Annotated in this window: 11 protein-coding genes; 5 read left to right on the top strand and 6 right to left on the bottom strand. The window is 62.9% G+C overall.

Features of this window, described 5'->3' with window-relative positions; translation table 11 throughout:
- Positions 1-292: 292 nt before the first annotated feature.
- Positions 293-526, top strand: a complete 234-nt coding sequence (locus LQG66_RS05870; protein WP_231324367.1) for a hypothetical protein — start codon at positions 293-295, stop codon at positions 524-526.
- A 41-nt stretch (positions 527-567) separates the two neighbouring features.
- Here LQG66_RS05870 and LQG66_RS05865 read toward each other — a convergent pair whose 3' ends face one another.
- A complete protein-coding gene (locus tag LQG66_RS05865) occupies positions 568-987 on the bottom strand; it encodes a hypothetical protein (protein ID WP_231324366.1) in 420 nt (139 codons plus the stop codon).
- Positions 988-1,114: 127 nt separating this feature from the next.
- Here LQG66_RS05865 and LQG66_RS05860 point away from each other — a divergent pair, with 127 nt between their 5' ends.
- Positions 1,115-1,675, top strand: a complete 561-nt coding sequence (locus LQG66_RS05860; protein WP_231324365.1) for a type 1 glutamine amidotransferase domain-containing protein — start codon at positions 1,115-1,117, stop codon at positions 1,673-1,675.
- A gap of 212 nt (positions 1,676-1,887) precedes the next feature.
- Here LQG66_RS05860 and LQG66_RS05855 read toward each other — a convergent pair whose 3' ends face one another.
- Both LQG66_RS05855 and LQG66_RS05850 read right to left on the bottom strand, forming a co-directional pair.
- A complete protein-coding gene (locus tag LQG66_RS05855) occupies positions 1,888-3,381 on the bottom strand; it encodes an HWE histidine kinase domain-containing protein (RefSeq protein ID WP_231327705.1) in 1,494 nt (497 codons plus the stop codon).
- Positions 3,382-3,395: 14 nt separating this feature from the next.
- On the bottom strand, positions 3,396-9,692 hold the full coding sequence (locus tag LQG66_RS05850; protein WP_425601292.1) for a HAMP domain-containing protein: 6,297 nt from the start codon (positions 9,690-9,692) through the stop codon (positions 3,396-3,398).
- Between the two features lie 703 nt (positions 9,693-10,395).
- On the opposite strand from LQG66_RS05850, the gene LQG66_RS05845 reads away from it, so the two are divergent.
- Together LQG66_RS05845 and LQG66_RS37235 are read left to right on the top strand one after the other, a co-directional pair.
- Complete coding sequence (locus LQG66_RS05845; protein ID WP_231324364.1) at positions 10,396-10,590, top strand: hypothetical protein; 195 nt, start codon at positions 10,396-10,398, stop codon at positions 10,588-10,590.
- 23 nt (positions 10,591-10,613) lie between these two features.
- Positions 10,614-10,745, top strand: coding sequence for a hypothetical protein (locus LQG66_RS37235; protein ID WP_256460606.1), 132 nt, complete (start codon positions 10,614-10,616; stop codon positions 10,743-10,745).
- Positions 10,746-10,760: 15 nt separating this feature from the next.
- On the opposite strand, the gene LQG66_RS05840 is transcribed toward LQG66_RS37235, so the two are convergent.
- The gene (locus LQG66_RS05840) at positions 10,761-11,774 is read right to left on the bottom strand and encodes an SDR family oxidoreductase (RefSeq protein ID WP_305879314.1); all 1,014 of its coding nucleotides are present in this window, start codon (positions 11,772-11,774) and stop codon (positions 10,761-10,763) included.
- Between the two features lie 458 nt (positions 11,775-12,232).
- Here LQG66_RS05840 and LQG66_RS05835 point away from each other — a divergent pair, with 458 nt between their 5' ends.
- Positions 12,233-12,601 (top strand): PRC-barrel domain-containing protein, encoded by a 369-nt coding sequence (locus LQG66_RS05835; RefSeq protein ID WP_231324362.1) that lies wholly within the window; start codon positions 12,233-12,235, stop codon positions 12,599-12,601.
- A gap of 156 nt (positions 12,602-12,757) precedes the next feature.
- Here LQG66_RS05835 and LQG66_RS05830 read toward each other — a convergent pair whose 3' ends face one another.
- Both LQG66_RS05830 and LQG66_RS05825 read right to left on the bottom strand, forming a co-directional pair.
- Positions 12,758-13,027 carry a hypothetical protein gene (locus tag LQG66_RS05830; RefSeq protein ID WP_231324361.1) on the bottom strand — a complete coding sequence of 90 codons (270 nt, stop codon included), beginning with the start codon at positions 13,025-13,027 and terminating at the stop codon, positions 12,758-12,760.
- 279 nt (positions 13,028-13,306) lie between these two features.
- On the bottom strand, positions 13,307-13,462 hold the full coding sequence (locus LQG66_RS05825; RefSeq protein WP_231324360.1) for a hypothetical protein: 156 nt from the start codon (positions 13,460-13,462) through the stop codon (positions 13,307-13,309).
- Positions 13,463-14,529 lie beyond the last annotated feature (1,067 nt).

Here is a 14,529-nt window from a genome sequence, read left to right as displayed (position 1 = left end):
GTGAATACTAAACAACCGAGTCTTGATTCGCGACGTCTTCAAGGGCGGCGCTGGGGCATCCAAATACCTGTGCAGGCGGCGCGAACAATGCTTCGCGCCCGGGGCTTGTGCTCGCGGTTGTTAGTCCGGTCCTGCGCCCCCTTATCTCGTCGGCTGGTTCGGCCGCTCTCGAGTCCCGGCTTTTCTTGATTTTCTCTGCCGTTCTCCGCCACGGTTCGCATTCCAACGTGATGGCTTGAAATCGTTCCCCATTTGTTCTATCATTGCTGATGGCTCATTTCCTTGGTGCTCAATGCCCGACCTCAGTCTTGTTCGATCGGAAATCGAGCGCATGCGGCTGCAGGTCGGTCGGCAACGCCGGGAGATATTGCAGTTGCAGCGCGCCGGTATTGTCACGGCGTCAGCCGAGGGGCTGCTGCAGCGGATGCTCGATATGGTCGACCGGCTGTGCGAGCAACGCGAACACCTAAAGGCCGAGCAGGCGCGAGCCCAGCCGCGTAGAAGGCGTAGCGCGCGCCATGCCTGAGACAGGCACCAGCGCTGGAGCCATGCGGCCGCACAAGGATTTCATGAGGACGTCTTTGTTGTTGCCTTTGTTGCCTTATGAGCTGGAGGCAACGGCTGATTGACTGAACCGTTGCTCATCGCAGAATCTGGGGGGTGGGCGTCGGGCGACACGATCTCCAGGCTCGCGGTCGCGAGTTCTTCCGGCGTGGCCTCGCACGGTTTGATCTCGAAGTTATTGTCGAGGATCTTCTCGCCGTGCGTGCCGAGCGTGATGAGATCGGCCTGCTCCGCGGCTTCCCAGACCTCGCGTTCGGTATGAAACGGCCGGGTCAACTGTTCGTCGTTTTCAAACAATGCATAGGGCACGAGCGGCTCCAGATCGCGATCCATTGAAATGGCGATGCCCCTTCGCTCAGCGCGGCTTGTTGTCCAAGCGGCTTGTTGTCCAAGGCATGCCCGTTCGAACAAACTGCGGGGCATGCGTGGTGGTTCCACATCCGAGTGTCACGTCAGTCGACCAGTTGTGACGACTGGCCGGTCTCTGCCGTCGGAACATGCGGGCGTGCGCCAGGTTGCCCGCGGGGGTCGACGAGATGAGGAGAACTCAATGGACATCAACGGAAAGAAGATTGCGATTCTCGCAACGAATGGTTTCGAACAGTCAGAGCTCGAAGTGCCGCGTGATCGCCTGAAGCAGGCGGGAGCAACCGTCGACATCATCTCGATCGCGCCTGGCGAGATCAAGGGCTGGGATCAGAAGGATTGGGGTCGTCCCGTCAAGGTCGACAAGACACTCGACCAAGCCGCCGCGTCCGACTACGACGCCATCGTGCTCCCGGGCGGTCAGATCAATCCGGATCTGCTGCGGCTCGAGCCGAAGGCGCTGAAGTTCATCGAGGACATGTTCGCCGCCAAGAAGATCGTCGCGGCGGTGTGTCACGCGCCTTGGCTGCTGATCGAGACCGGCATTGCAAAGGGACGTAAGATGACATCCTACAAGTCCATCAAGACCGATGTCGTCAATGCCGGCGCTCAGTGGCAGGACGCGGAGGTCGTAGTCGACCAGGGCGTGATCACCTCTCGCAATCCTGGCGACCTGGAAGCTTTCAGCGCCAAGATCATCGAGGAAGTCAAGGAAGGTCGCCACCTCCAGCGCAGCGCTGCGTGATCTCAGTGTCGGCTGAAAAAGGAGAGCCGGGCTCGGACCCGGGTGGCGTTCGACATTCCGCGTCATAGCATCGCGGCCTGCTACCCTGAGTGCAATGGACTGATTCCGCTGTGGCACCACGCGGAAGGCGGAAAGGTCCCTGCAGCAAAGTCGGTACCGGTTCGGCTGGCGCGTGATACCACGGCCTGAACGCGACCGAGCAGAACGTGCGATCAACCCGCGGCGCGCTGGCGGGCGCCATCGGAGCTGACCGCAGGGTAAGAGTTCGTGATCTCCGGCGGGGTCGCGCCGGTCCGAAGCGGGACGACCAGACGGCAGACGAGTCCTTCCGGACGCCAATCGAACAGGGCGCGTCCGCCGAGCTGGCTTTCGACGCTGGCCATCAGGCTGCGCGTTCCGAACCCGCGCGAGGTCGGCACATGCACCAGCGGGCCACCGGCTTCGATCCAGATGAGATCGAGGCGGTCATCCTCGATCGTCCAGCTGATCGACAGATGGCCGGAACGGACCGATAGCGCACCATACTTGGCCGAGTTCGTCACCAGCTCGTGCATGGCGAGCGCGAGGGTCTGCGCCGTCGCGGGTTCCAGCTGCAACTCGGCGCCGCCGTACACCACCTGTCCGCCGGTCGCATAGGGGGCGAGCTCCTCGGCGACGAGCCTGCTCATCTCCGCGCCCTGCCAGCTTGAAAGCGACAGGATCGTATGAACGCGGGCCAGCGCGCTGATGCGGCCTTCCACCGCGCTGACATAGGCTTTCACACTGTCGGCTTTGGTCAGCCTCACGATCGATTGGGCGAGCGTCAGCGCGTTCTTGGCGCGATGATCGACCTCGCGGGTCAACAGATTCTGACGTTCCTCGGCGCGCTTGCGTTCGGTGATGTCGATGGTGACGCCGCTGACGCGGATGACGCGGCCGGCCTTGTCCTTGGTGGCCGCCGCCGTGCCGACGCACCAGCGCTCCTCTCCATCGGGACGATGGATTCGGAACTCGGCTTCGTACGAGGTCATACCGCGGCCGAACTCGGCGACCACTTGGCGTGCGCGCTCCGTATCATCCGGATGCAGCAGAGCCATGATGTTCACGGAGTTGAGTTCGAAGCTCTGCGGTGTGACGCCGAAGATGCGATACTGACCCTCGTCCCACATCCAGTCGCCATTGGCGCCGTCCCAGTCCCACGATCCCATCTTGCCGGCCGCAATCGCCATGCTCCGCCGCTGCTCGCTTTCGACGAGCTGGGCCGTCGATCGCTCGAGTTCTGCCGTGCGCGCGCGGACTCGGTTCTCAAGCTCCAGGTTCAAATGCTCCAGCTCCCGCGTCTTGCGATAGAGCTCGGCGAAGACCTTGATCTTCGCGCGCAGCACCTCGGGCACGACGGGAACGGGCACGTAGTCCACCGCACCCATCTCATAGCCGCGCAGCCGGTCGAAATCGCTGACTTGAACCGCTGAAATGAAGATGATTGCGATCTTCTGGAACCTTGGATGCTCACGGATCATTTGCGCAAGCTCGAAGCCGTCGAGCTCGGGCATGCAGACGTCGACGAGGATCACCGCGATCTCGTTCTTCAGCAGGATCTCCAGTGCTTCGCGGCCTGAGGTCGCGACCACGAGAGTCTCGCCGAGTTCCTTCAGGATGACTTCATAGGCCAGCAGCTTCGCCGGCTGGTCGTCGACCAGGAGAATGTTGACCTTCTCATGTTCCATCATGATCAACCGTTTCAGCGGTGCAGCCACATGCGAATCGCAAGGAGCAGCTGCTCGGTGTTGACGGGTTTTGCTAGATAGTCGGATGCGCCAGCTTCGAGGCACTTCTCGCGGTCTCCCTTCATGGCCTTCGCGGTCAACGCGATGATGGGGAGCCGGACGAACGTCGGATTTTGACGGATGACGCCGATGGTCTGGTAACCATCCATCTGCGGCATCATGATGTCCATCAACACGATCGCAATCTCCGGATTGCTCTGCACGAGCTCGATGGCTTCACGGCCCGTGGTGGCGGTCAGCACCTTCATGCCGCGGCGCTCCAGCACGCTCGACAGCGCAAAGATGTTGCGCGCGTCGTCGTCCACGAGCAGCACCGTCTTGCTGATCAGATCCTCGTCGGAACTGTTCAGCTTCTCCAGCATGCGCTGCTTCTCGACCGGCAGTTCCGTGATCACGCGATGCAGGAACAATGAGGTCTCGTCGAGCAGCCGTTCGGGCGACTCCACACCTTTGACGACGATGCTGCGTGCCATCGTATGGAGTTCCGCGTCCTCCTCAGCTGACAATTCACGTCCGGTGAAGACGACCACCGGAACGCCCGCCAACGTTTCGTCGGAGCGCAACTGATCGAGGACGTCGAAACCGCTCATGTCGGGCAGACGGAGGTCGAGCACGACGCAATCGCAAGGCGCGCTGCGCAACGCGTCGAGTGCGTCCGCGCCGGTGCCGGCTTCGACGATCTCGATGTCGTCGTGATCGAGCAACTGGCGGATGCTCAGCTGTTCGGCTGCGTTGTCCTCCACGATCAGCAGCCGCTTGCGCCGCGGCTTGGCGTATTCCTTGATCTGCGACAGGGCGGCGCTGACGCCTTCCGTCGTCGTGGGCTTGCTGACGAAGGAGAAGGCGCCACGCGCCAGCGCATGCTGGCGGTCTTCGTCCAGCGTGATGATCTGCACCGGGATATGCCGCGTCAGCGGATTGTGCTTGAGCTGGCTAAGGACCGTCCAGCCGAGCATGTCGGGCAGGAAGACGTCCAATGAGATCGCGGCTGGTTGATATTGCTTGGCCAGTTCGAGCGCTTCCGCGCCGCGGGCGGCAACCAGGACCTTGAATCCCTTGTCGCGCGCGAGGTCGATCAGCACGCGGGCGTAGTGGGGATCGTCCTCGACGATCAGAAGGATCGTATCACCCGGTTCGAGATCGAGCCGATCATCCGCCAGCTGCTCGACGACGCGCTCGGGTGCCGTGGTCTGCTGCAGGACAGGGGTCTGGACGTAGGGAACAGCCGGTGTTGGGCTGACGCGCGGTGTTGTCGCGGGACCCGAATATTTGAGCGGCAGGTACAGCGTGAAAGTGCTGCCCTTGCCCGGCGCGCTCTTGAGATGGATCTCTCCGCCCAGGAGGCTGGCGAGCTCGCGGCTGATCGCAAGGCCGAGACCGGTGCCTCCATATTTGCGGCTCGTGCCCGCGTCGGCCTGCTGAAATGCCTCGAAGATCAGTTTCTGCTTGTCCTGGGGAATGCCGATACCGGTGTCGGAAACTTCGAATGCGATCACGGCCGGTGCTGTGTTGAGCACGGGATGCTCGGTGCTCCAGCCGCCAAGTGCGGCGGATACTTTCAGGCGAACGCCGCCCTCGGCGGTAAACTTGAACGCATTCGAGAGCAGGTTCTTCAGGACCTGCTGCAGGCGCTTCGAATCCGTGACGATGCTCCGCGCGAGGCTCGGATCGACATCGATGTTGAAGGAGACCAGGCGATTTTCGGCCTCGTGCCGGAACGGCCGTCCGACCGTCTCCAGGAGGTTGGCGGTGAGGATTTCCTCGGCATCGACGGTCACCGTGCCGGATTCGATCTTGGAAAGATCGAGAATGTCGCTGATCAGGTTGAGCAGATCGGTGCCGGCGCCATGAATGGTGCGGGCAAATTCGACCTGCTTGACCGTGAGGTTGCCGTCGGGATTCTCGGTGAGCTGCTGACCCAGGATCAGGATGCTGTTGAGCGGCGTACGCAGCTCGTGCGACATGTTGGCCAGGAATTCGGACTTGTACTTCGACGTCAGCGCGAGCTCGGTCGCCTTCTCTTCGAGCGCGCGACGGGCCTGTTCGATCTCCTGGTTCTTGCGTTCGACCTCGACGTTGCGCTCGGCGAGCTGCTGCGCCTTCTGTTCGAGCTGCTCGTTGGTCTGCTGCAGCTCGCGCTGTTGCGCCTGCAGCTCGGCGGCGAGCTGCTGCGACTGCTTCAAGAGACCTTCGGTCTGCATCGTGGCCTCGATCGAATTGAGCACGATGCCGATCGAGTCGGTCAGCTGTTCGAGAAACGTCATCTGTGACGTCGTGAACGGGCTCAGCGACGCCAGCTCGATCATCGCCTTGACCTGGTTCTCGAACAGCACCGGGAGCACGACGATGTTTTTCGGGACGGCGCGCAGCAGGGCGGAGCCGACCGGAATCACATCGGATGGGATCTCGGACACCAGCCGCTGGCGCTTGTCGATCACGCATTGTCCGATCAGTCCCTCGCCGAACTGGACGAACTGGCGGTGCGGGTAGACGCCGTCATCTGCATAGGAGGCGAGCAGGCGCAGCTGCGGCGTGTGCTCGGTGTCGACCTGGTAGATCACGCCACGGTGCGCGTTCACCAGCGGCGTCAATTCGGTGAGGAGCAGGCGGCCGACGGTGGTCAGGTCGCGCTGGCCCTGGAGCATGTTGGTGAACTTGGCAAGGTTGGTCTTGAGCCAGTCCTGCTCGGTGTTGAGGTCGGTCGTGAGCCTCAGATTGGTGATCATGGTGTTGATGTTGTCTTTGAGCTCGGCCACTTCGCCGCGCGCATCGACCTGAATGGAGCGGGTGAGGTCGCCCTTGGTTACGGCGGTCGCGACCTCTGCGATGGCGCGGACCTGGGACGTCAGATTGGCGGCCAGCAGGTTGACGTTGCCCGTCAAATCCTTCCAGGTACCGGATGCGCCGGGAACATTGGCCTGGCCGCCGAGACGGCCCTCGACGCCGACCTCGCGCGCGACGCTGGTGACCTGGTCGGCGAAGGTCGCGAGCGTTTCGGTCATGTTGTTGATGGTTTCCGCAAGGGCGGCGACCTCGCCCTTCGACTTCACCGTCAGGTTCTGCTTGAGATCGCCGTTGGCCACGGCGGTCACGACCTTGACGATGCCGCGAACCTGTTCGGTGAGATTGGCGGCCATGAAGTTCACGGTATCGGTGAGGTCCTTCCAGGTGCCGGCGACGCCCGGGACCTGCGCCTGGCCGCCGAGCTTGCCCTCGGTGCCGACCTCGCGCGCGACGCGGGTCACTTCGCCGGCGAAGGCGTTGAGCTGATCGACCATCGTATTGATGGTGTTCTTCAGCTCCAGGATCTCGCCCTTCACGTCGACGGTGATCTTGCGGGAGAGATCGCCGCGGGCCACCGCCGTCGTCACCTCGGCGATGTTGCGCACCTGCGTGGTCAGGTTGGCCGCGAGCAGGTTGACGTTGTCGGTCAGGTCCTTCCAAGTGCCGCCGACGCCGGGCACGACCGCCTGGCCACCGAGGCGGCCTTCGGTGCCGACCTCACGCGCGACGCGCGTGACTTCGGCTGCGAAGGAGCGGAGCTGCTCGACCATCGTGTTCAGGGTGTCCTTGAGCAGCAGGATCTCGCCGCGCACGTCCACCGTGATCTTCTTCGACAGGTCGCCGCCGGCGATGGCGGTCGCGACCTCGGCGATGTTGCGGACCTGCGCGGTCAGGTTCGAGGCCATGAAGTTGACGCTGTCGGTGAGGTCCTTCCAGGTTCCGGCCACTTCGGGCACCTGGGCCTGACCACCGAGCTTGCCTTCGGTGCCGACCTCGCGGGCCACCCGGGTGACCTCGGACGCGAAGGCGTTGAGCTGGTCGACCATCGTGTTGATGGTGTTTTTCAGCTCCAGGATCTCGCCCTTCACGTCGACGGTGATCTTGCGCGAGAGATCGCCGCGCGCCACCGCCGTCGTCACCTCGGCGATGTTGCGGACCTGGGCAGTCAAATTGCCAGCCATCGAGTTGACGCTGTCGGTGAGGTCCTTCCAGGTGCCGGCGACGCCGGGCACGTTGGCCTGGCCGCCGAGCCGGCCTTCGGTGCCGACCTCGCGCGCGACGCGCGTCACTTCGCCGGCGAAGCGGTTGAGCTGATCCACCATCGTGTTCAGCGTTTCCTTCAGGCTCAGAATCTCGCCGCGCACGTCGACCGTGATCTTGCGCGACAGGTCGCCGCCGGCAATGGCTGTCGCCACCTCGGCAATATTGCGGACCTGGGCGGTCAGGTTGCCGGCCATCGAGTTGACGCTGTCAGTGAGGTCCTTCCAGGTGCCGGCGACGCCCGGCACCTCGGCCTGGCCGCCGAGCTTGCCGTCGGTACCGACCTCGCGGGCCACGCGCGTGACCTCGCCGGCAAAGGCGTTGAGCTGGTCGACCATCGTGTTCAGTGTTTCCTTCAGCTGAAGGATCTCGCCGGACACGTTGACCGTGATCTTCTTCGACAGGTCGCCCTTGGCGACCGCGGTTGCGACCTCGGCGATGTTGCGAACCTGACCAGTCAGGTTCGAGGCCATCGAGTTGACGCTGTCGGTGAGGTCCTTCCAGGTGCCGGCGACGCCGCGCACCATCGCCTGGCCGCCGAGCTTGCCCTCGGTGCCGACTTCGCGCGCGACGCGGGTCACCTCGCCGGCGAAGGCGTTGAGCTGGTCGACCATCGTGTTGATGGTGTCCTTCAGCTCGAGGATTTCGCCGCGGACGTCGACGGTGATCTTCTTGGACAGGTCGCCATTGGCGACCGCGGTGGTCACGTCGGCGATGTTGCGGACCTGCGCCGTCAGGTTCGAGGCCATCGAGTTGACGCTCTCGGTCAAGTCCTTCCAGGTGCCGGCCACACCCAGCACGTTGGCCTGGCCGCCGAGCCGGCCTTCGGTGCCGACCTCGCGCGCGACGCGCGTGACCTCGCCGGCAAAGGCGTTGAGCTGGTCGACCATCGTGTTCAGCGTTTCCTTCAGCTGAAGGATCTCGCCAGAGACGTTGACCGTGATCTTCTTCGACAGGTCGCCGCTTGCGATCGCGGTGGCGACATCGGCGATGTTGCGCACCTGGGCCGTGAGGTTCGACGCCATGAAGTTGACGTTGTCGGTGAGATCCTTCCAGGTGCCGGCGACGCCGGGCACCTGGGCCTGGCCGCCGAGCTTGCCTTCGGTGCCGACCTCGCGCGCCACGCGCGTCACCTCGGATGCGAAGGCGTTGAGCTGGTCGACCATCGTATTGATGGTGTCCTTCAGCTCCAGGATCTCGCCGCGCACGTCGACGGTGATCTTGCGCGAGAGATCGCCGCGGGCCACCGCCGTGGTGACGTTGGCGATGTTGCGGACCTGGGCCGTCAGGTTGCCACACATCGCGTTGACGGAGTCGGTGAGATCCTTCCAGGTGCCGGCGACGCCGGGAACGATGGCCTGGCCGCCGAGCTTGCCATCGGTCCCGACCTCGCGCGCCACGCGCGTCACCTCGGAGGCGAACGAGCGCAGCTGATCGACCATCGTGTTGATGGCTTCCTTCAGTTGCAGGATTTCGCCGCGGACGTCGACCGTGATCTTCTTCGAGAGGTCGCCATTGGCAACCGCGATCGTCACCTCCGCGATGTTGCGGACCTGGCCGGTGAGGTTGTTGGCCATGGAGTTGACGCTCTCGGTCAGGTCCTTCCAGACGCCCGTCACCTCCGGAACCTGAGCCTGGCCGCCGAGCTTGCCCTCGGTGCCGACCTCGCGCGCCACGCGCGTGACTTCCGAAGTGAAAACGCTCAGCTGCTTGATCATCGTGTTGACGATGTTGGCAGACTGCAGGAATTCGCCCCCCAGCGGCCGGCCATCGACGTCGAGCTTCACGGTCTGCAGCAGATCGCCCTGGGCCACCGCGGCGACGGCGCGCGTCACCTCGCGCGTCGGCCATAGAAGGTCATCAATCAGGGTGTTGACGGAACTCTCCATATCAGCCCACGAGCCGCTCGCGATGCCGAATCTCACGCGCTGACGCGTCTTGCCTTCCCGGCCGACGACCTGGCCGACAAGTTCGAGCTGCTGGGCCATCCGCTCATTGGCTGCGATGATCTCATTGAAGGTATCCGCGATCTTGCCGTCGATACCAAGATAGTCGCCGCCCATGCGTACGGAGAAATCGCCGGATCGCATTGCCTGCAGGGCCCGGAGCAGGTCCTGGCTGGCATCGGGTATCTCAGTTCCGTTCCCGTGACGGCTGAGGCCTTGCCGTATCGGCGACGGACCGGCAGCGGAATCGAGATCGCTCATAAAGTTCCCCCGAGGCAGAACGTCCGCCGGCAAGAATCCGAGACTCAAAGACCTGCGGCAATAGAAGCTGCGGCAATTATTCAAATCAAGCCGGATGCCGATTTCTGCGGCGAATGGAACCGGCCTTCACTGGCACGAGCACATCAACTCCATCCCGGCCTAAACGTTTCAAATTTTTCGTCCCCCAGACGAGCGGGCCGATCGTGCACTCGGAACCGGGGGGATCCCAGAGGTTATTTAATAAGGATGAACTCACGAAAAGACCATTTCCTTCACTCTTCCGGGCAATGCGGCGCAGCGGGCGCCGTGACCGGCGACCCCCGCCGCAAGCTCCGCAAATCCGCGGTCGGCGCCGACGATCGAGGCCGCCAGCGGAAATCCGAGCGGCGGCGGCACTCGTCCTCCGGAGGCCGGGACGATAATGGAGACCAGGGCAGGGACGAGATACCGGGAAGCAGCGCGTCAGACCGCTTGAAGAGCAGAACCGTGGCGGGCGCTGAAGAGCTCCCGGTCTTTCATTTGGTCTGTCGGCGGCTCCACCTCGGATCGCGAGGAGGCCGGGTGGCCAGGACGGTTTCATAACTACCTAGATGCGTAGGATGGCTGGTCGACACCGGCTGTCCTGCAGTTCCGGCCCAAACATGGCACATTAATATCGTGTAACGCGGTTGCGGCGTCCTGTTGCGGCCACCAGCTAATTTCAATGAAACAGTCAGATCTTTTCAGAGAAAACGCGGACAACTGTCTCCAACTCGCTCAGCGAGCGGAGGGCGAGCCGGCCTTGAGGCGCTATGAGCGCATGGCCCAGAGCTGGAGCGCGCTGGCGCTCCAGCAGGATTGGCTCGACGGCGAAGTCACGCCGGTCGCGGACCGGAAGGTGGATTCTTTGCAAGAGTAATCTTTCGAATGGAGGACTTTTCCATGGCCCCTCGTACGGTGCTCATTGCGCTGCTGACCGCCTTCAGCGTTGCTTCGGCGGTCGCCGCATTTACGACGATCCGCCAGGTGCATACCGAAGCCTATTCGCTTCCGCAGCCGGTCACGCGCATCTGAGCCCAAAGGGCAGCCTCACGGCTGCCCGGACCCACCGGATGATCCATTGACCTGTCCGTTCGCGTAGCTTGCATCCGCTGCAGCCAGCTGAACGTAGATGGATCCGAGCTCTGCCGGCTGGCCGGGGCGGCCGAGCGGAGTCTGACCGCCGAATTTCTCGAGCTTCTCCATGGTTGCGCCGCCGGAGACCTGGAGCGGCGTCCAGATCGGTCCCGGAGCGACGGCGTTGACGCGAATGCCTTTCGGCCCGAGCTGCTTGGCCAGCGACTTCACGTAGTTCATGGTCGCGGCCTTGGTCTGCGCGTAATCATACAGGTCTGGTGATGGATCGTAGGCCTGCTCGGACGATGTGCCGATAATGACGGACCCGGGCTTGAGGTGCGGCAGAGCGGCCTTGATGATCCAGAACGGCGCATAGATGTTGGTCTTCATCGTCGCGTCGAAATCCTCCGATGAAACGTCCAGGATCGATTGACGGGCCTGTTGCCGGGCCGCATTGTTGACGACGATATCGAGTCCACCGAGCGCTTCAACGGCCCGTTGTACGAGCTGCCGGCAAAAGCCCTCGTCGCGGAGATCGCCGGGAAGCGCAACCGCCTTCCGGCCCTCGGCCTTGATCAATGCGACCACCTCCTGTGCGTCCGGCTCCTCCGTCGGGTAGTAGTTGATGGCGACATCCGCTCCTTCCCGCGCATAGGCGATGGCAGCGGCGCGCCCCATTCCGGAATCGCCACCGGTGATCAGCGCCTTGCGTCCGGCGAGGCGACCCGAACCTCTGTAGCTGGTTTCGCCATGGTCGGGCCGAGGAGACATCTTGCTGGCGAGCCCGGGCCAGGGCTGAGACTGCCGTTCGAACGGCGGCTTCGGAAATTTGTCGGTGGGATCGACGAGTTGTTCGGTCGTCATGGAATCACCAGCCATTGTCTCACGTCCTTTCGCCGTTGCAGGGGCCAACGAGGCAGCCGCCAGCGTTGCAGTGCCTCCGACCATCTGACGGCGGGACATCGACGTCGTGCGATCGTCTGCCATGCTGTCTCTCCTCTTGAGGTTCTCCTTAACGGTCGGCGCCCACCAACGTTTCTTTGGGACGGCTCAAACGGGCGTGTTGTTCTCGGCGGCGCGATCGGCTCTGCGGCGTGTCGGCTCAGCAACGGAACGAACGGGCGCTGCTGGCGTCGTCCCGATCGAACCCCATTGGCGTCGGCGCTATCCGGCGCGACGCACGCCGTGGATCACAATCGAAGGGAACCCCGATGGCGAAGCAGGATCATGGGATCGTCAAGAATGGACGCGGCGAGGATCAGCCCGCCGATAAGGACCGTGCGCAGCAGGCGGATCAGAGCACATCCGGGGATGCACCGTCCCGGGAAGCGACTGGCCATCCCGAGCACGACCGCAAGCGGTCGGAGTCCGATTGAGAGTGTGGGCTGTGGGAACGGCGGGCAGCGGCCGAACGTTGCCAATCGTCTAGCGCAACGGAGGCTCACATGACATCGATGCTCGATGAGCAGGAATATGGCAACCTGATCGGCAGCGACAAGGTTGAAGGCACCGCGGTCTACGGCGCCGATGACACCAAGATCGGCACTATCGAACGCGTGATGATCGACAAGCTGAGCGGCCGAGTTTCCTACGCCGTTCTCGGCTTTGGCGGCTTTCTCGGAATGGGCAATGATCACTACCCGCTTCCGTGGCAATCCTTGAAGTACGACACCCGTCTCGGCGGATATGTCACCGGAGTGACCGAGACTCAGCTGCGTGCTGCGCCGAAATATTCCGATGAGCGCGAATGGGATTGGGGAGATCTCGCCACCGGACGCAAGGTGAACGATTATTACGGCGTTCCCGTCGCCTGACGCGATTTGATTCGTCGTCAGTTCATTGCACGAAGCCGCGGGCCGCGGTGCGCGACCGGCCTTTGGCTTGCGGCGACGCACCCGCAAGCGCGGTGCGGCGCCCGGTCATTGAGACCATGCCGGACGATCGAGACCGTGTCGGGCGAGAGGCGGGCGTCAGGCGGCCGGCGTCTGGATGTCGGCCGCTGATCCCGCCATCATGCTCCGCCGGCTCGACAGCCAGATCGGAATCTCGCGGTAGCAGGTGCCCTTCTCGTTCATTTCGGCAATCGTCCACCGGCTCGGATGCCGTTCCTTGCCGACGAAGATCCAGTCATCGGCCGCCGGCGGCGGCTCGTTGGGCCGCGTCCTCAGCCATGCCGAACGGGCTCCCGTCGGCAAGCGGTCCTGCTTCATCTGATAGAGATCATACACTGGCGAACGCATGACGCTACTCGTCCTCAAAACCCCAATTCCTCACACCCTCAGCGTGTCGCGTCGTCGCGGCGGAATTGTGGGAGCAGCGCGGCCAGGCTGTGCAAAGACTGCAGCAAGCCTGTGATGGCGAGCGTCTGCCACATTCATCGCGTGACGCGCGTATCGGGGCGCGTCTTGCAGAGGCGGCGCGCGGAGCCCTGCGAAGGGCCCGCGAGCCGGAAGACCGACGAGCTACCAATGCGTCGATCAGTGAAGAGCCCGCCGACTTCGACCGGCGGGCTTTCCTAATCAGAAGAAGGCATAGCTGAGATCGAGGCCATATGTGGCGTGAAGAATGAAGCCAAACGCCGTGGCGCCGCAGAGCATCAGGATCGTCCGCAGCTTCTCGGAGTCGAAGCGGGTCGCTTCGAGATGGGTCGGGAGAGCCTTTGTAAGTGTTGTCATTGTGGACCTCTGTACGCGAAACGAAGACGGAGATTTAGCGATGAAAAGTATAGGTCGGCTTTTTAGAACCGGAGTCCGGGAGGTAGTTATTTAGGGCCCCAGACGAGTTCTAATTGTGAAAGAGGAACCCAGCATCGTGCAGTTTTTGGGGCAAAGTTAAGGAAAGTAAATGATCGGTAAATTAAATCTCAGGTTGATGATAGTTGCGCCGAAGTATTGTTGCACGTCTTGGCTGTTGAATGAAGTTGCCAGGTTGTTGAAACCGGCTGCCGCACGTTTTTAAGCTTAACTTCCTGCAGATCAGGGCTTGCAGCTCTTTGTCGCTCGCGACAAGGCCGTTGCAACGACTGTCTCGCAGGCGTCGGCGAGGCGGTTGTAAAGGCAACTCCAAGTATAGGTCCGGGCCATCGCGGCCTCGGCCGATATGTGGCGAGAGATTAACGCTTGTGGCGCCGCTGCCCTGGAGTCGCCGGTATCATTGCCATGACTGGTATCATATGAATGACGGCAACGGAAGTCGGCCGGTCGATTCTCGTTGTGGATGCGCATGTCAAACAACGGCCGCACAATCATCGACGCTGCCACGCGCTCACGCCTCGCGACGCGCCAATTTCGGACGTCGACGTGACGGGCGCGCGTCGGGCGATCGTCGACGTTCTCGCGGCACGCCGTGCCCGAGTGATGGCGTTCGAATGGCCCTCTTTGGAAGAGAGGGCGCAGGGAAGGCCGGGTATCCGCTGACACCCGCGGCCCCCGTGCGGAAAGATTGCACGGGGCAGGAACCACAGGTGTAGCCGGATGCTCCGGCCTTCCCCGCGCGATGGTTTTGACGGTTTATACGTACTCTCCCCGGGGACCGGCTGTTTTGCCCCCGTGACCGGCGGATCATCATCACCACCGGCTTGGCATCAGCATCGGGATGCCAGGACCATACGACTTCACCGGCGCATCGGGCTGTTCGTCCGCATGACCAGCATGCTGCAACCCGCTGCGCCCACCACATCCCGCACCCAACGCTCGTGACGATCGCGATGCGCCCCTCTGCTGCGAGGCGGGACGCAGCCAGA

The organism is Bradyrhizobium ontarionense, from assembly GCF_021088345.1.
GTDB classification, from domain to species: Bacteria; Pseudomonadota; Alphaproteobacteria; order Rhizobiales; family Xanthobacteraceae; genus Bradyrhizobium; species Bradyrhizobium ontarionense.
This window is presented reverse-complemented; position numbering and strand designations above follow the sequence as displayed.

What these genes read in the sequence shown, in the direction of transcription:
- LQG66_RS05845 (WP_231324364.1), top strand. Translation starts at nt 10,396, where the DNA reads ATGAAACAGTCAGATCTTTTCAGAGAAAACGCGGACAACTGTCTCCAA.
- LQG66_RS05855 (WP_231327705.1), bottom strand. Translation starts at nt 3,381, where the DNA reads ATGGAACATGAGAAGGTCAACATTCTCCTGGTCGACGACCAGCCGGCG.
- LQG66_RS05840 (WP_305879314.1), bottom strand. Translation starts at nt 11,774, where the DNA reads ATGGCAGACGATCGCACGACGTCGATGTCCCGCCGTCAGATGGTCGGA.
- LQG66_RS05850 (WP_425601292.1), bottom strand. Translation starts at nt 9,692, where the DNA reads ATGAGCGATCTCGATTCCGCTGCCGGTCCGTCGCCGATACGGCAAGGC.
- LQG66_RS05865 (WP_231324366.1), bottom strand. Translation starts at nt 987, where the DNA reads ATGCCCCGCAGTTTGTTCGAACGGGCATGCCTTGGACAACAAGCCGCT.
- LQG66_RS37235 (WP_256460606.1), top strand. Translation starts at nt 10,614, where the DNA reads ATGGCCCCTCGTACGGTGCTCATTGCGCTGCTGACCGCCTTCAGCGTT.
- LQG66_RS05860 (WP_231324365.1), top strand. Translation starts at nt 1,115, where the DNA reads ATGGACATCAACGGAAAGAAGATTGCGATTCTCGCAACGAATGGTTTC.
- LQG66_RS05835 (WP_231324362.1), top strand. Translation starts at nt 12,233, where the DNA reads ATGACATCGATGCTCGATGAGCAGGAATATGGCAACCTGATCGGCAGC.
- LQG66_RS05825 (WP_231324360.1), bottom strand. Translation starts at nt 13,462, where the DNA reads ATGACAACACTTACAAAGGCTCTCCCGACCCATCTCGAAGCGACCCGC.
- LQG66_RS05870 (WP_231324367.1), top strand. Translation starts at nt 293, where the DNA reads ATGCCCGACCTCAGTCTTGTTCGATCGGAAATCGAGCGCATGCGGCTG.
- LQG66_RS05830 (WP_231324361.1), bottom strand. Translation starts at nt 13,027, where the DNA reads ATGCGTTCGCCAGTGTATGATCTCTATCAGATGAAGCAGGACCGCTTG.